Annotated in this window: 16 protein-coding genes; 12 read left to right on the top strand and 4 right to left on the bottom strand. The window is 47.6% G+C overall.

Annotation, left to right across the window (positions count from 1 at the left end; translation table 11 throughout):
* The first annotated feature begins 16 nt into the window (after positions 1–16).
* The 7 genes from RN22_RS08960 to RN22_RS08930 all read left to right on the top strand — a co-directional run bounded on the left by RN22_RS08960 (position 17) and on the right by RN22_RS08930 (position 6,958).
* Entirely contained in the window at positions 17–1,003 is a 987-nt protein-coding gene (locus tag RN22_RS08960) for an ABC transporter ATP-binding protein (RefSeq protein ID WP_046303987.1), read from the top strand.
* A complete protein-coding gene (locus RN22_RS08955; protein WP_046303986.1) occupies positions 1,000–1,956 on the top strand; it encodes an ABC transporter permease in 957 nt (318 codons plus the stop codon). The genes RN22_RS08960 and RN22_RS08955 overlap by 4 nt, the downstream gene beginning before the upstream one ends.
* Complete coding sequence (locus RN22_RS08950) at positions 1,946–2,761, top strand: ABC transporter permease (RefSeq protein ID WP_002540725.1); 816 nt, start codon at positions 1,946–1,948, stop codon at positions 2,759–2,761. Before RN22_RS08955 ends, RN22_RS08950 begins: the two co-directional genes overlap by 11 nt.
* Positions 2,762–2,770: 9 nt before the next feature.
* Positions 2,771–4,195: a gamma-aminobutyraldehyde dehydrogenase gene (locus RN22_RS08945; RefSeq protein WP_046303985.1), complete on the top strand. Its 1,425-nt coding sequence runs from the start codon at positions 2,771–2,773 to the stop codon at positions 4,193–4,195.
* 252 nt (positions 4,196–4,447) lie between these two features.
* Positions 4,448–5,440 carry an ABC transporter substrate-binding protein gene (locus RN22_RS08940; RefSeq protein ID WP_039850307.1) on the top strand — a complete coding sequence of 331 codons (993 nt, stop codon included), beginning with the start codon at positions 4,448–4,450 and terminating at the stop codon, positions 5,438–5,440.
* A 28-nt stretch (positions 5,441–5,468) separates the two neighbouring features.
* Positions 5,469–6,212: an ABC transporter permease gene (locus RN22_RS08935; protein ID WP_046303984.1), complete on the top strand. Its 744-nt coding sequence runs from the start codon at positions 5,469–5,471 to the stop codon at positions 6,210–6,212.
* The gene (locus RN22_RS08930; RefSeq protein WP_046303983.1) at positions 6,209–6,958 is read left to right on the top strand and encodes an ABC transporter ATP-binding protein; all 750 of its coding nucleotides are present in this window, start codon (positions 6,209–6,211) and stop codon (positions 6,956–6,958) included. Before RN22_RS08935 ends, RN22_RS08930 begins: the two co-directional genes overlap by 4 nt.
* Positions 6,959–7,010: 52 nt before the next feature.
* On the opposite strand, the gene RN22_RS08925 is transcribed toward RN22_RS08930, so the two are convergent.
* Together RN22_RS08925 and RN22_RS08920 are read right to left on the bottom strand one after the other, a co-directional pair.
* Entirely contained in the window at positions 7,011–8,531 is a 1,521-nt protein-coding gene (locus tag RN22_RS08925; protein WP_002540720.1) for a hypothetical protein, read from the bottom strand.
* A gap of 48 nt (positions 8,532–8,579) precedes the next feature.
* The gene (locus tag RN22_RS08920; protein ID WP_231590873.1) at positions 8,580–9,008 is read right to left on the bottom strand and encodes an ethanolamine utilization protein; all 429 of its coding nucleotides are present in this window, start codon (positions 9,006–9,008) and stop codon (positions 8,580–8,582) included.
* A gap of 203 nt (positions 9,009–9,211) precedes the next feature.
* Here RN22_RS08920 and RN22_RS24670 point away from each other — a divergent pair, with 203 nt between their 5' ends.
* The 5 genes from RN22_RS24670 (at position 9,212) to RN22_RS08895 (ending at position 14,732) form a co-directional block, all read left to right on the top strand.
* Positions 9,212–10,585, top strand: coding sequence for a PAS domain S-box protein (locus tag RN22_RS24670; protein ID WP_046303982.1), 1,374 nt, complete (start codon positions 9,212–9,214; stop codon positions 10,583–10,585).
* Positions 10,586–10,666: 81 nt separating this feature from the next.
* Positions 10,667–11,062 carry a DUF2750 domain-containing protein gene (locus RN22_RS08910; RefSeq protein WP_002540717.1) on the top strand — a complete coding sequence of 132 codons (396 nt, stop codon included), beginning with the start codon at positions 10,667–10,669 and terminating at the stop codon, positions 11,060–11,062.
* A 245-nt stretch (positions 11,063–11,307) separates the two neighbouring features.
* On the top strand, positions 11,308–12,735 hold the full coding sequence (locus RN22_RS08905; RefSeq protein WP_046303981.1) for a CHASE2 domain-containing protein: 1,428 nt from the start codon (positions 11,308–11,310) through the stop codon (positions 12,733–12,735).
* Positions 12,732–13,103, top strand: coding sequence for a hypothetical protein (locus tag RN22_RS08900; protein ID WP_046303980.1), 372 nt, complete (start codon positions 12,732–12,734; stop codon positions 13,101–13,103). Before RN22_RS08905 ends, RN22_RS08900 begins: the two co-directional genes overlap by 4 nt.
* Positions 13,104–13,106: 3 nt before the next feature.
* Positions 13,107–14,732: a M48 family metalloprotease gene (locus tag RN22_RS08895; protein ID WP_046303979.1), complete on the top strand. Its 1,626-nt coding sequence runs from the start codon at positions 13,107–13,109 to the stop codon at positions 14,730–14,732.
* 78 nt (positions 14,733–14,810) lie between these two features.
* Here the strand turns inward: RN22_RS08895 and RN22_RS08890 are convergent, their stop codons facing one another.
* Positions 14,811–15,977 carry a questin oxidase family protein gene (locus RN22_RS08890; RefSeq protein ID WP_046303978.1) on the bottom strand — a complete coding sequence of 389 codons (1,167 nt, stop codon included), beginning with the start codon at positions 15,975–15,977 and terminating at the stop codon, positions 14,811–14,813.
* A 32-nt stretch (positions 15,978–16,009) separates the two neighbouring features.
* Entirely contained in the window at positions 16,010–16,987 is a 978-nt protein-coding gene (locus RN22_RS08885; protein WP_046303977.1) for a glutathione S-transferase family protein, read from the bottom strand.
* Between the last annotated feature and the right edge of the window lie 7 nt (positions 16,988–16,994).

Raw genomic sequence — 16,994 nt, 5'->3', positions numbered from 1 at the left:
ACACAAGGAGGTAACGATGTCCGATGCTGTGAGTTTCCAATCGGTTTCACGTTGCTACGGCGATGTTAAGGCTGTTGATGATCTAACCCTGTCTATCGAAGAAGGTGAATTCTTTGCCTTACTTGGTCCTTCAGGCTCAGGGAAAACCACCAGTCTTCGCCTTATTGCAGGCTTCGAACAGCCCTCCTTTGGAGATATCAGGCTATTCGGTGAAAGTGTGTCAGGCATTCCGCCCTACCAGCGACAGATAAATACCGTGTTTCAGGACTATGCGCTCTTTCCTCACCTCAACGTTATCGATAACGTGGCTTATGGATTGATGATCGCTGGCGTTGGAAAAAGCAAACGCTACCGGGAAGCTGAAAGTGCGCTGGAGATGGTTAAGCTTCATGGTTTTTCAGACCGACGCCCGGCTGCACTTTCCGGTGGGCAACGTCAGCGCGTCGCCCTGGCACGTGCACTGGTCAACAAGCCCCGTGTACTGCTTCTTGATGAACCTCTCGGTGCGCTTGATCTCAAGCTCAGGGAGCAAATGCAGGAAGAGTTGAAATCGCTGCAACGTCAATTGGGCATTACCTTTGTGCTTGTTACCCATGACCAAAGTGAAGCACTTTCCATGGCTGACAGGATTGCGGTTTTCTCAGAAGGGCGTGCCATGCAGGTAGACTCACCGGAAGGCATCTATCGTCATCCCGCGTCAAGGTTTGTCGCCGACTTCGTGGGTTCATCCAATATTTTGCCACCGCAATTTGTTGAACGTCTGAGCGGACAATCACGATGGGCAAGCCTGCGGCCAGAAGCCGTTAACCTCGTGAATGAAGGAGGCCTACGCGCCACGGTCACAGGAAGAAGCTTCTTAGGGGTGATGACAAAGATAAGCCTGAATGTTGAAGGTTACGCCCTCTCGTTGCTCGCGCCGTCTTCGTCGGCGCTGCCAGAAGAAGGTATGCAGGTTCGCGTGAACTGGCAGCCCACCGACCTGCACTTGATGGAGGCCAAATGAATCATCAAGCCTCCACTGCCACAACATCCCGTGCAGCTTCAAAAGGGTTCTTGGTCAGCTTCTCGGATTTACTTTGGAGAAAGCCAAGCGTTTTGCTCGCGATTCTTCTTGGCCCCCCAGTACTTTGGCTGGGCGTCGTCTATCTGGGCAGTTTGTTTGCACTTCTCATCCAAAGTTTCTTTTCCATCGATGAGTTCACCGGACTGATTCAGTACGAATTTACACTGAAAACCTACGGCGAACTTTTCAGCGCCGCCAACCTCGACATTATTGTCCGTACCGTATCTATGGCGGCATTTGTAACACTTGGCGCTGCGATCATTGCTTTTCCCGTTGCTTACTTTGCTGCCCGCTACGCGCATGGGAAATGGAAGGCCCTCTTCTATCTCGGGGTGATGCTCCCACTTTGGTCGAGCTATTTGGTCAAGGTGTATGCATGGAAACTCATCCTCGCCAAAGAAGGCATTCTTAACTGGCTGCTTACCCAACTGCACCTTGATGCGTTGCTTAACGCCTACCTTTCAATACCCATCATTGGCGGTAACTCGCTGTCTGTGAGTTATACAGGAACCTTTTTGGTCTTCCTCTATGTCTGGTTACCCTTCATGATCTTGCCCTTGCAAGCTTCGCTTGAACGCGTGCCGTCGAGTATGCTGGAAGCCAGCTCAGATCTGGGCGCAAAGCCACTTCAGACGTTCCGCCATGTGCTGCTCCCTTTGGCGCTCCCAGGTATGGTCGCGGGCTCGATCTTTACGTTTTCACTGACACTGGGGGATTACATCATCCCTCAGATCATCGGTTCATCCCGCCTGTTTATCGGGCAAGCCGTTTACTCTCACCAAGGCACTGCCGGAAATATTCCTCTTGCCGCAGCCTTTTCGGTGGTCCCAATCGTGATCATGGGTTTCTATCTAATGGGCGCGAAGCGCATGGGGGCTTTCAATGCACTCTAATTCTTCCCCCAAAGCACCTTGGTTGTTGAAAGTCGCCGCTTTCGGTGGGCTGGCCTTTTTGCACCTGCCTATTCTGTTGATATTTGTCTACGCGTTTACGACTGAAGAAAAGAGCTACCAGTGGCCGCCACCAGGTTTCACGCTGCGCTGGTTTGAGGTGACCTGGAACCGCCCTGATGTTTGGGAGGCGCTGACCCTTTCGCTAAAGGTCGCCAGCTTGGCAACCATCATCGCCATGGTGTTGGGAACACTCTGTGCGGCAGCAGTTTCGCGATCTCGCTTCTTTGGGCGCGAAACCATTTCCCTGTTGGTGATTTTGCCTATCGCACTGCCAGGCATTATTACGGGGATTGCCCTTCGCTCAGCGTTCAATCTGGCTGACATTCCGTTTTCCTATTGGACGATCGTATTGGGCCACGCCACCTTTTGTATTGTTGTGGTTTACAACAACGCGGTAGCGCGTTTTCGCCGGACCTCAGGCGCATTAATTGAAGCTTCTATGGATTTGGGTGCAAACAGCTTCCAGACCTTCAGATACGTGATTTTGCCCAATATCGCCACCGCATTATTGGCAGGTGGCATGTTGGCATTCGCCCTTTCATTTGACGAAGTTATCGTCACCACATTTACTGCAGGACAGCAAGCCACACTGCCCATCTGGATGTTGGAAGAGCTTGTGCGACCAAGGCAAAGACCCGTCACCAACGTTGTTGCTATGGTCGTCGTTCTGGTGACATTTCTACCAATTCTTATCGCCTATTACGTGACGCGTGAAGGCAGCCACATTGGCGGACAAGGAAAGTGAGGAGGATTCATGGACACAAACATGTTGATTGGTAAAAGCATAGAAGCTGGCCAGGATGCGAAAGAAACCATACTGAACCCAAGAAATGGGGAAACCATCATTGAGCTGCCGGAAGCCTCCAGAGATCAAATTGACCGCGCGGTCTTTTGGGCCCGAAAAGCCTTTACGCACTGGTCGCGCACAACGCCTGCGGAGCGATCGGCATGCTTGCTGAAAATTGCCGACCGCATCGAAGCCTCTGCTGAAGAGTTTGCGCGACTTGAATCGCTCAATTGCGGGAAACCTTATGGTGCGGTTCTCAATGATGAAATTCCTGCTATCGTTGACTGCTTCCGCTACTTTGCAGGCGCAGTAAGGTGCACAACCACCACGGCGGCCGGAGAGTATCTGGAAGGGTTCACCTCGATGTTACGCCGTGATCCTGTCGGTGTTGTCGCCTCAATTGCACCGTGGAATTACCCACTGATGATGGCCGCTTGGAAGCTGGCACCCGCCATTGGTGGTGGTAATACCGTTGTGTTCAAACCTTCAGAACAAACACCACTCACCGCCCTGCATCTTGTTAATATTCTCGCCAGCGAGCTACCTGAAGGTGTCGTCAATGTGGTGCTTGGCCGCGGTGAAACTGTTGGGAATGCACTTATCAATCACCCTGACGTTGATATGATTTCAATCACCGGTGATATTGCGACCGGCAAGAAGGTGATGGAAGCAGCGAGTAAGTCTGTAAAACGGACACATTTAGAACTGGGCGGCAAAGCGCCTGTTATTGTATTTGACGATGCGGACATTGATCTCGTGGTTGCCGGACTCAAAGACTTTGGTTACTACAACGCAGGACAGGACTGCACGGCCGCCTGCCGTATTTATGTCGGTGACAGCGTTTACGAGAAATTAGTAGCGGATCTCAGCGCTGCCGTCAGCACCATCCAGTACAACAATGATGATGACGAGACAAACGATATTGGTCCGCTTATCTCACATCGCCAGCGAGAGCGCGTCGCCAGCTTTGTGGAGCGCGCTTCCAACCAAAAACATATTGACGTTGTGACAGGTGGGAAAACTCTACCGGGGAATGGCTTTTACTATGAACCCACTGTCATCGCCGGTGCGCTACAAAGTGATGAAATAGTCCGAAAGGAAGTCTTTGGACCTGTGGTCTCGGTGACACGTTTTTCAGATGTTGAAGATGCCGTAGCCTGGGCGAATGACTCAGATTACGGCTTAGCTTCTTCTATCTGGACCCGCGATGTCAGTAAAGCCATGGCAACGGCAGCAAGGCTTCAATATGGCTGCACCTGGATAAACACCCATTTTATGTTGACCAATGAAATGCCCCATGGCGGCATGAAACGCTCGGGTTATGGCAAAGATATGTCGATGTATGCATTGGATGATTACACCGCCATAAGGCATGTGATGATTGCACATTAAGTTAACCCTTTTCGCGAAACCCATTGATAATCTCCTCCTCTCAGGTCCTATTCGGTCAATGGTCTTTTTTCTTGGGGTATGTTGACCTTTGGAGCGAGGCACAAGTGCCTCGCTCACATTGAACAAAAACAACATGCCTACAACTGTTCCAACACAGCAATTGTGTTTTTTCGTCACAAAGTAGCATTGTGCATAAACACTTAACTGCTTAGTTTTAAATCTGTTGCCACCGGAATCAAGAGGTTAACCGTCATGGTTAGAATGTTCTCCGCTGCGTTAATACGTAGTCTGTTCTCCGCCACCGTCCTGATAGCAACATCTTTCTCAGCGCTCGCGAACGAATTCCCAGTGGTTAAAGTCGGGGTTCTAAAGTTCGGTACCATTAACTGGGAAATGGACGTTATTAAACGCCACAAACTGGACGAGAAAGCTGGCTTTGTTTTAGATATTACGCCGCTGGCTTCGAAAAACGCGTCTTCCGTGGCCTTACAAGGTGACGCCGTCGATGTCATATTCTCCGACTGGGTTTGGGTCAGTAGACAACGAGCGGCAGGCAAAACCTATACGCTTTCTCCGACATCTGCCACCGCAGGTGGCGTGTATGCCGCTTCGAATTTAACCCTTTCTTCTCCCTGTGATATCAGCGGAGAAACACTCGGGATAGCGGGTGGTTCTGTCGACAAAACCTGGCTTCTTTACCAAGCCTATTGCGAAGCCAAAGAAGACAAAGCCATCAGCGAACTGACTGAACAACAGTTTGTCGCGCCCCCGCTGTTAAACAAACTTCTGATGCAAAACAAAGTCCCAGTCGGTATCAACTTCTGGCATTACGGCGCAAGGCTCAAAGCGGCTGGATTCCAGCCCGTTATTAGCCTTGATGAAATCGTTGAAGGCTTAGGGATCAACACTCAAGTGCCTATGCTTGGCTGGGTGTTCGATGAAAAGTGGGCGAATGCGAACCCATCTCTTGTTTCAGCGTTTTTGAAAACATCCGCAGAAGCGAGAGCATTGCTACGCGCTTCGGATCAAGAATGGGATGTTATACGACCGCTCACTAAAGCGGAGAATGACGACGTTTTCAATGCGTTGAAAGCTGCTTATCGCAGAGGGTTCTCAGGGACTTTCGGCGACGAGCAGCTGAGAGCGGCAGCTCAGATCTTCGATATTCTCGCTAAAGAGGGTGGGCCAAAACTCGTGGGTGAATCAACCTCACTGAGTGACGGCACCTTTTGGCTACAACCATAGCCAAATATCAAAGAGGATTTGCTGACGAGTGCGCTTACCAGGCTACCAACGCTATCTCCTTCCGATTCTACTGCTGGTGTTCTGGCAGTGGTCAGCGGCGCTGGTTAACAGCGCCGAATACCCAACGCCTGTTCAGGTCTACAACGCGTTTGTTTTTGAGCTACTCAATGAGCAGATGCTTTCTCATCTTGGCATCACGCTTTGGCGCGTATTTCTGAGTTTCATTATTTCCATGGTGCTCGGGGTGATATTTGGCATCATGATGGGTCGCTTTCCAAGGCTCAATGAGCTATCAGATCCCTTATTGATTCTTGCCCTCAATATCCCTGCTCTTGTGACAATCTTGCTTTGCTACCTGAGCATTGGTCTGGTGGAAACCGCGGCCGTTACTGCCGTAGCGCTGAACAAGATCCCCACCGTTGTTGCGATGATCCGCGAAGGGGCGCGGGTGATTGATAATGACTTGATGGATGTTGCCAAGGTGTTCCGCCTTCCCCCAACTAAGCGCTTTCTTAACGTCTTCCTACCCCAGCTTCATCCATACATCATGGCTTCCGCACGTACCGGACTTTCACTGATCTGGAAAATCGTGCTGGTTGTAGAGCTGTTAGGTCGCAGCAATGGTGTTGGATTCAAGCTTCACACCATGTTCCAGTTTTTCGATATTGCCGGGATTCTTGCCTATACCTTTGCGTTTGTAACCGTGATATTCCTGCTCGAAGCATTGATTTTCCGCCCGCTCGACAAAGTCGTCTCAAGGGGGCGGGCATGATATCCATTACGCTCAATATCGAAGAAAAAAACTATGGTTCTGAAACGCCAGTGCTGGGCTCACTGCGTGGTCAAATAAAACCTGGGAAAATCACCGCGATTGTTGGCCCTTCAGGTTGTGGTAAATCCACCTTACTCAACATGATTGCAGGGTTGGAAAGCTCACAGAAAGGAGAGATCGGCTTTTCTAATGTATCCGAAGAAAAACCGAGGGTGGGTTACATTTTCCAATCGCCGAGGTTGATGCCTTGGCTCACTGCCAAGGAAAACCTTGAACTGATAGCTGGGAAGAACAATCCCGCCATTCAGGAAACTCTCAGTGCCATGGGTATTCTTGATAAGTTGGATAGCTATCCTGCTCAGCTTTCAGGTGGCATGCAGCGTCGAGTCAGTATTGCCCGAGCATTCGTTTATCACCCAGAACTACTGCTGCTAGACGAGCCTTTTACCTCGCTTGACGCCCCGACAGCCGATCAACTGAGGCAACAACTTATTGCGCTATGGCAGCGCCAACAATCGACTATGGTGTTTGTCACCCACGACCTTCGTGAAGCGATTTCGCTGGCAGATGAAATCTGGTTTTTGAGCAGACCTCCGACGACAGTCATTCATAGAATGGAAATCGACCAGCCCAGTGAACGCTGGCTTGGCCGAGACAACGGCAGAAAACGCATTGATGATATTGTTGCAAACATGTTCTCAATGCATCCCCACATACTTACAGGAGTGCTGGACGCTGGGGCATAAAAAAGCGGGCATCAACTGCATACCCGCTCATACCTTCGCAAAATGGTGTTGCTCATTTTTTGGCGAGTACTGGCCGACAAGTACTCTGTTCACTGGGGATCATTCCCAGCATCACATTTCCCGCAGGGGGCTCATTGTAGCCAACTGGCTCTGAGACCGCCGGATAGGTGAGTTCTAACTTCTCCGGCACATGCTGACTGTCAGGGTTTTTAATGCCTTTCGAGGTGTGATAGTCGTCCGTAAATACACCGTATTCACCGGGCTGCATCTTATAGGTCACGGTTTCTGTCCCAAATCCTGCATTGGCCAGATATTTGTTCGGGTCGTTCCATGAACGCCCATCAAGATTGGTGTAAAACTTGATGTCGAGAAGCACAGCATCACAGAGCGGCGTCACTTCCTCATATTGCGTGGGCCAACCCGCACCACCAGCCGTATCAGGGTAACGTCCCCAATCTCCACCTTTAAGGGGACATGCCCCACCCCCACCAAATACAGCCCGGTTAGGATGGTGAACACCATAGATTGGCAAACCAATGGCTTCTCCTTCACTCCCGCCAAGCAAGTTAAACCTTGGCGCCATGGTCACTTCAGTTTTTAGCTTGCCTGCATCAGTTAAAGACGCGTAATACGCACCATCAGGCCTGACGTACTGGTGATCTGCGTTATTGAGGTTATCGTAAACGGCCGTCAAAAAAAGGTAAGGCTTGTTGAAGAAAGTACGCTCAACCAGGTAGTACTCCACATGAGTTTTAGAGGTATCAATCGCTTTCCACTCAACAAAAGACGTATCTTTTCCTTCCTGCCCAACATTCACCCAGGACTTAGCATCGGGAAAATGATCGAGCCTGAGCACGTTGAGGTAGTTTTCCTTTACATCAAGCCCCGCTCTTTTACCGAGAGGTCCTATTTGGTTAGCTGCTTCCTGACTAAAGGCAAAATCCATTGCTTTCTTGGCATAGGGGAAGTCGTTACCAGACATGGTGCAATACCAGTTTGATAGGTCGATTGGCTCATGGTTGGCGTATTTGCCCTTGAAGATGGGGTGAGTAATGGGAACATCGATGTAATTGAGATTACCGCTTTCGCTCAGTTTTTCATCAGGATATTTGTACCCAGACCAGCTTTCATCCTCCAAATAATAGCCGTATTCATTGCCTATTTTCTTAACGGCTTCTTCCGCATATAAATCACCTCCGGGCTGAATCCCCTCGGCGTTGCGCCGCCGGTACAGCCTGACGTTCCCATTTTCCTGTACACGCCAAAGACCATGTTTGCCCTCACCAATCATGGTAAATACCTGTTCGGCAATATTCACAAACCGATAGGTCGAATTGGTGTTCATGTATCCCATGTATACGGGAAGATGGGGGATCTGAGAATGTGTTCGGTTTGGACGCCCTATGCCAAGTAAAACTTTGACGTCATTATCCGCCTTAATATTTTGATCACTGGTGTAAAAAAACGGGTCGTTATGGGTCAGATCTGTTAAGTTCTCAACTGCCAGTGCTGCGGCTCCGTAAGAAAGGTATGCGACGGCAGCAAAGGTTGATTTTGCTAGGGATAACTTCATGTCCTTCTCTCCCTAAAGTCCTATTTCTAGTGATAGTTACCATCGTCTCTAGAACAACTTCCTTTGTCCGCAGGCATAAGCCAGTCCTGAATCATCCGTCGAGAAAGTGATTGTTGAGCCTTTCGGGAAGAACAATACGTCGCCGACTTCTCCTTTAACCTTCTGGTTACCATCAGAAAAATAAATGTGTCCATCCAGAATCACTTTGCTGTCGTCATAGTCGTAGGTGTAAACAAGAGGGTTACCCTTTTCAATTTTGAAGATACCGCAGGCAATAGGCGCGTTGGGATCAGCGGAGCCAACAATATCTTCAAAATAGGCGTTCACGCCGGGCTCATTCATTGACGCTATTTGCATTGAGGGCACATCTTTGAATATTTGAAGGCTCTTGCTATCAGACGGGACTTTTACTCCATGAGCTTGAACATTTGCAGCGACAGCAGTCAGACATAACGTCATGATTACTCTTGTTTTCATAATATTCTCCAGTATTAAACATGCACTTTAATATGCTTTTTATTTCATAATTCACTGCCATTTAAACCGTACAATAACCTATATAATCAAAAAAATTACTCGTCAAGTAATAAATTACTCAATAAGAAATTACCCTTTAATTTCCGATACTTCATGCTAGTATTTCATTCTCCTAATCTTCTAAATGCCGCTTGAGGACGAATATGAAAAAAGACAACTTCGGCGAGCGTTTAAAATCCTTGCTTAAACAACAAAATAAAACTCAGGCTGAAGTTGCAGCGGCTATCGGAACCTCTATTCCTTCAGTGAACCGTTGGACCAAGGGCGGACAAATTGAATATGGCAATCTAAGAAGCCTTGCTGACCATCTGAAAGTCAATTGGATATGGTTGCGATATGGTGATGAAGCCGTAGAAAGCGTCCAGCAAATCTCGCACAACGAATCCAATGCCAAAGACATGCGTAGAGAGTATCTGAACCAGATCATGGAAAGTGAAGCGCGCATGAGGCAAGCCCATGAAATGGCAGATATTATTACTTGGGAATGGAATGTTCTGACAGGTTCAGTCGAGTGCTCTTCCAATGCTGCTGATTTTTTTGGTGTCGAGGATAAAAACCTTCCCAATTGTATGCTCCCTTATGCTGACATGGCCCTTGAAGAGCTCTTACATGTGTTTGGTGCAGATGAACCACACTCCTGGGATTTCTCTTCAGTCACATCAAAAGGCATACTTAAATGGTTCAATTCAAAAGCAAAGCTATACTTCGATGCTTCAAACAGGCCGACAAAAGTCATTGGTATATGCTCTGAAATCACGGAAAGGAAAGAGGTAGAAAAAGCACTTGAGAAGAAAGAACTATTGCTGAGACGTATTCTGGAATCTATCCCGGTAGGGTATTGGGGAACAGATGAAAAAGGCGTCATTAATCTCATCAACCCAGAAGCCGAACGCATTTGGGGAGGCTCCACCTTTGCCAAACTAGAGCACTACCAGACGACACAAAGTTGGAGTACCGAAGACGGCCATTTACTCAAAGCTTCTGAACGTCCACTTTCAATGGCAATTGAGAATAAGCAGGCCATAGACCCTAAAGTCATCACCATTAAATCTCTCGATGGCAACTTCAAAAAAATCATTTCTTATGCCGCACCCATTTATAACAGCGATAACGATTTTCTCGGCGCATTCGAAATAAATCAGGATGTCACGAAGATAGATATCGAGGAGCGAAAACATCTAGAAGACGACATCTACACCCGTTTATTTTTGAGTGAAAATAAATATGGCATCTTGTTAATTAAGAATAAAAAAATCATTAGAGCCAATCAGTTTGCAAAAGTACATTCTGAAGAGAAGCTTTCCGATATCCGGCACCTTAACACCCTTTTTTCTGAAGAAACGACCAGCGAAATTATGGCTTGCATCTCCAGTAACGAAACGCCGAAATTTAATATTACCGGTTCGGAAAAGTCGGGGGAAAAGCAGTTCTCTATCTATTTGTCATCCTTACACCATGAAGCGGACCGATACACAACTGTTGTGTTCTTTGAAACGGGCTTAGTCGCCCGCGAATAAAGACCAGTTATGGTATGATCGCTTTTACACTCGCATCTTGCGATAATGCCACTCTTAACTTATTGCCCGGTGGAAATCAAAATGGCAAAGACGCTGACTCAGGAACGCATTGCTGAAATCCTGAAATTCGACGTAGACCAACGTTACAAATATCTGGTGAAGGAAGTGGTGGAAAACCGCGAAATCTGGATCCTGACCGATGAGCATGGTTGTGTGATGCTCAACACCGAAGACGAAGACTGTGTGCCTGTGTGGCCAAATGAAGAATTCGCGCAAGAATGGGCAACCGGCGAGTGGGAACACTGCAAACCTGAACCAATTGGCCTCAATAAATGGCACAGCCGCTGGACCAACGGTCTTTTGGACGATGAGCTTTCAATCGTGGCTTTCCCAAACACCGATCTGGAAGGTGTAGTGCTGTTCCCAGATGAGTTTGATTTTGACCTGACCAACCAGGCGAAAAAGCAAAAGCGTTAATCCAACTTCTGAAATGAAAAGAGCGGGCAATGCCCGCTCTTTTTGTTCCCAGTTTTCACCAACCCAACGCTCTTATACTGAGAATAACTAGAGCTCACTATTTGACCACCCCATCAGTTAGATGTAATTGACAAAAAAGTCATCTCGAATAAGTCCGATTACAGTTAACTATTTTGTCAGAAGACATGAAAGACTAGATAGTTAGGCATAAGCTTTTTGCTTATTGTCAACAAATATCGTTTTATATGTCGGTCATAGTCAAAACTCTGTTTACAGGATTTTTTATTGTTGCAGTTTTTATTGTTGACCCTCTAGGAATCAGGGTTTCGGCAGAAAAGCACTATGAAGATCATATACTTCGTTTACTTTCACCTTTCTTCAGTGAGTCGGTTTCCGACCACGTCACTGTAGTGCTGATTGATGAAGCCTTTTTAGAAGAAACCGAACGTTTCCCTGTTAATTACACTAATCTGGCGACTCTCTTAAAGGTGTCTGGCTTCCATCAGCCAAAAGCCGTATTTTTCGACATACTCCAACACCATCAACATTCCGAGCGGCTGGAGCGTTGGCTAAAAACTATCAAGAAAAGTCCTTTTCCCGTATTCATGGCAAGCGACCCTGAGTACGACTCACCAGCCCGGTTGGAAAACCCTTCCTCCTTGAGATCAAGGCTCAACAATGTCTCAGATTTCGTCTCTGTTTCGTGGAGTGGTGAGAAGCATTACTATCCGCTTTACGTAGAGGCACATAACAGGGTCACACCTTCAGCTGCTTTGGCTCTTTACCGGGTATTCTGTCAAGGAGTTAACGCTCCTTGCCCAAATGATTTGAGTGATAGCTCCTTTCAAAACTCTATGGTCATACAGTGGTCGAATAAATTTGATAATCGACAAAATGAGTTCCGTCATGTAGGTGAAGCATGCACAAACACTAACCACAGTAATATCAGCAGCATGTTGGATACCCTTTGGGTATTACTGGTACAAGGGGTGCTACCCGAAGAAAAGCTGGATGCAAAGCTAAGAAATAAATGTCCTCCCGTCCTCACGATTTCAGCCAGTTCGCTATTCCAACCCGGCGCGTCGAAATCCCCGCTATTGCGAGAAGCGCTTGAAAACAAGCTAGTATTATTTGGCTACCACCTTAGTGGTGGAACCGACACCGTAATATCTCCTGTTCACGGAAAGCTGCCAGGTGTCTATAACCATGCAATGGCCTTAGAAAACCTCCTCCAAAAAGGCACAAGCTATTGGAATGTCCCATCTTCCATCGGGCTGTTTAATCTCAGCATCGCCGACATATTCGAAATCACGATTCAAATCAGCGTGCTCTTTACCGTCATTTGGTATCGATACTCACACCTTGAAAACCAACAGCAAGGAAAGACGAGCACTCTATCTGGCCTGAAACCCTTCTTTTTTGTTGCAGCACTCATTTTCCTAACCATCCTGTTCTCTGACCAACTCTTCGATATAGGTGTATCAAATTGGTACGCGCTCCCTTTGATTCTGCTGCTGGATATACCCATTTTCTTTTACTTCATGCTCGAGTCGCTCAAGAAGCGGCTCCAAAAGATCAATGAAACCGCACTACGAAAATCTAAAGTCAGCTATCGACTTGCCAAACGTAAGGTTAAGCGAAAGCAAAATGTCATTTTCAAGGAGGCAAAATGAAAGCACTCACTCTAGTTATTTCACTGTTGTGTTTCCCTTTGGGCTTATCTGTTGCTCAAGCGAAAGAGGTAAAAATCATAGATTTTCTGATGGATGAAGTAGAGATCTGTGACAACGACTACAACTGTCAGGATGTACCGGCCAAAACACTCCCAGACCCTACGAAGAGCCCTATCCCCGTTGTCGCCTTTGATGAAAATGAAGGTATGTTGAAGTTCGTCGTCAAAGACGAAGAAAAATGGATACATCAAACCGAAGTTGAGTTGAATCAGAAAGCATTGGCTTCAGTTATCTGCACTGACCAAAAAATCTCACGCAAAAGTGATAAGGAAGTTTTTGCTACCTATGGGCTTGGCGAGGGGTGCTAAACAATGAACAGAGCCTTATTTTTAACGATGACACTGCTCTTATTGCCCGGTTGTGGGCTGGCGACATTGACTGGCAGCACCTACGCATCTTTCGAAGGCAAATTTATCGAACAAGAGACCAATGCAAGTTCGCAAGAGGCCACAAAAAAAAACAGTGCTAAGGCAGAAGCTGAACAGGAGCCTGATGCCAGTATCGCTGGCGTTAGGTCGGCTTCGGATAAAGATCTAATGCGTAACCCTTATGCACATCGATACCTCAACAGTATTTTGAACAAAATGCTGTCAGCATGGGGAGAAGATCCTGAGCACCCAATTTATATATCCATTACCACTGACCGCTCTTACACAGCCAGTGCAAGCAAAGACACCATTATGATTTCGCTTGGCGTGCTTGCCGATGCGGAGTCAGAAGATGAAATCGCCTTTATTATTGCCCATGAATTGTCCCATATCCTGTTGCAGCACAACGAAACTAATGAGTACTTTGCCAAGCAAAAAGCGTTGGTTTCTAAAGCAGCAAACGTCGCTATGGTTACTGCCAGTTTTCAGGATGTGAATACCACTAAAACAGCGACAGGTCTGAAAGTTAACTATGCCACTTCAGATAAAACAGCGGGAACCATCGGTGATATCTACAAAGCTGGACTGACAATTAACAGGCTCAGCAGGGATGTTCTAAGCTCCTCGATGAGTCGTTTGGACGAAGATGAGGCAGACCTTCTTGGTATCGACTTAATGACATCTGCAGGTTACTCCCCTTCAGCCTATAGCGTGGTAATGCAGCGTATGGCCAGTAGTCAAACGTTCAATGAACAGCAGCTTGCAGCCAAAAAGGCGGATTTCCAATCTTTTGTCAGTTTTGCATCTGACGCGGGAAAAAACATTTCGGGTTTAAACACAGAATCATTGCTTTATATGGCTGCAAACGAAGCCTCTACCCGTCTGTTACAAAGCTTTGCTGAGAGGCACAATTCCCCGAAAGAAAGAGAGGTCGATCTTGCCCATTACGTCAAACGGGAATACCGAAAGGAGCGCAAGAAACCACTTGATAAAAAGTCGCTTAACAAAAACCTCAATTCAGGAAAGAGTAAGGCGATTACAGAAAATTATTGGTATGCCTCCGAAGCATTCCGCGCTATCGAAGCTGGCCGTCTTAAAGATGCAGAAAAGCTGGCCAAAAAAGCGGTTAGAGGGCAAACCAAAAACCATCCATATCCACGCCTAGCTTTCTACACCGTTCGTCTTAAGCAGGGTAACGCTCAAAAAGCACTGGCTAACCTAAACCTTATCAAACATTGGGATTATGCTTCTATCCAAACGTTCAATATGGCAGCTCAGGCCTATCGTTCTGTGGGTAAACCCAAGCAAGCGAAAAGTGTTTTAGATACCGGGAAGAAGTCTTTGGGTGTTGAGATGCCTTTTTATCCTGAATACATCAAAACCTATAAAGCCCAGGAAAATGAGAAGCTGGCAGCGCAGACATTCAGTGCATGCAAAGAAGTATCGGAGCAGAATATTGTCGAGCAATGCTATCAGGCCGCAGGGGTAGTCAGAACTGAGCAAGACAGAAAAAGCTCAGGAGGCGTCCTCAATTTCCTTGATTCAATGACAAATCTCGTCGAGCTTTAACTAGCGTTTCCGCAAAAGAAGAGCGGGCAATGCCCGCTCTTTTATCTACACTTCTATTTTTGCAGATCTGCACATTTATCAGCTTAATTTCACTGGCTTCACATGGGTGTGATCCGCCAACACATTGATGGCTGAAGCTTTAAATAATGGATTTGCATCCAGTTCTTCAAACAGCCATTTGCAGCTGAATACCATCTTAATAGCATGCACTTCCGGCACTTTACGGATCCCACTGGCGATATCTGCCCAGTCGATGGCATTCACGTAAGCCAGCTCATCTTCATCCAACGTCGGCAGGGTTTTCGGATAACCTTTCTCGATGTAAAGACCCGTTAACCATATCCAGTAACGTTGCCATAGTTCAGCCAGTAAAGGACGATAACCATTCCCTTCTGCCAGTACACGCTTGGTGATGTCTGCCAGCGCCTGAAAGCTCGTAACAGCATGAAGCGTAGTCAACGCAGGTTCATACAGGTACAAACCAATCGCCCGGTCACCAATTTCACGCATTTTCAGCTCGATGTTTTCTTCAGTAATAAAGAACTCATCTGCTACCGAAATATCATGAAGCACGGTGTCTGAGCAGAGCATCTCGCAGATTTGCAAGCTACCACCGAAACGGGTGATTTCAGGTTTGGCAGCATGCACTTTCAGCCATTGCGCTTCTGCAGTAATAGACTGTGCTGACATATCAATGCGCGGTGGCAACATGCGCTTGTACATGTCTTCAAAGCGGATCGCCCAGTACGCTAAGGCATCTGCAATCAGCCCTTTGTCGCCATGCATAATGGCAAAACTCAAACGGATCACCGGGTGAAACAGACCCATCGGCAGCGCGTATTGCAGCTTTTCAAGTACGGCCATCAGATACGCAGTTTGGTCGTTCGCTGCTTCCTGCCCTTCGAAGAAAAGACGTTGGAAATCGGCAAGGTATTCCGCTTTCCCCAGGTATTCCGTCCAATTCTCTTCGGTCACGACACCGGTATCGCGCAGGTGAAGATCTTCTTCAATACGTGCACGGTAACGTGGCCAGCTGCTGCGGAATGCTTTGATTTCATTATCAGTCGCGCCTAATCCCTGCAGCGACATAATCGTCATTGGGTAATGGTTCGACATACCGCCTTGAGTGACGCCACCAAGGTTCGGGTGGAATGCGCTGTCGCGCTGCATTTCGTCATTGACCAACGCAGACATTTCTGTTGCCGCGTTGAAGCGTCTTTCTTTGTTTTTGGTTGAGAACAACATAATGGATCCTCCTTGCGTTGATTGCTGTTGGTTTAATCCAGAAAGCTCACGTATGGCGCAACGGGCACGATACCGTGCGGATTTCTAAGTGGGCTTTTCGAGTTATAGCCTCGGCGATAAATATCCAAATCTATGGTGTCTTTCACACCAGGCTGCTGTACCAGTGTTTTCAAATACGCTGAGATATTTGGGTAATCCCGCAGTGCTTTCAGGTTGCACTTGAAGGCGGTGAAGTAACCCACATCAAACCGGACCAATGTCGGTAGCAATCGCCAGTCTGCTTCGGTAATGGCATCACCCAGCAAGAACGCTTGCTTGCCAAGACGCGCTTCAATCTCTTCAAGTGATGCAAATAACGCAGTGACTGCCTCGTCATACGCGTCCTGCGTTCTGGCAAACCCGGATTTGTACACGCCATTGTTGACCGTGTTGAAAATCCAGTCGTTGGTTTCATCAATCTCTTTAGCCAACGCTTCCGGATAGAAGTCCTGCGTATCACCGGTAATCTCGTTAAACGCACTGTTGAACATGCGGATAATTTCCGACGATTCATTGCTCACAATGGTTTGGGTCTTTTTATCCCAAAGCACAGGCACCGTGACTCTGCCGGTAAAATCGGGATTCGACTTCACATAAAGCTGGTGCATGGCTTCAAGCCCGAGCAAATTGTCGGTAAAGCGTTCCTCGGTGTTATCGAACACCCAACCTTGCTCGGTGCGAAGTGGTGCCACCAAAGACAAACCCACCACGTTTTCCAGTCCTTTGACTTTTCGATAAATCAGAGTGCGATGCGCCCAAGGGCAGTTCAGTGCTGCAAACAGGTGATAACGACCTGCTTCGGCTTTAAAACCAGCTTCACCACTTGGCCCGGCATCTCCCGTTGCGGTGACCCAATTACGGAACTTGGCGACGCCGCGAACGAAACGTCCGTTTGCTTCTGAATACTGTTTTTCTTCCCACTCACGCAGTTGGTCATCGTTGAGCCAACGGCCTTCAATTAACTTGCCCATCTCTAAC

It is taken from the genome of Grimontia sp. AD028, from assembly GCF_000973155.1.
Taxonomy (GTDB): Bacteria; Pseudomonadota; Gammaproteobacteria; order Enterobacterales; family Vibrionaceae; genus Enterovibrio; species Enterovibrio indicus.
Note: the sequence above shows the minus strand (reverse complement) of the source record. Positions and strands in the feature narration are given on the sequence as shown.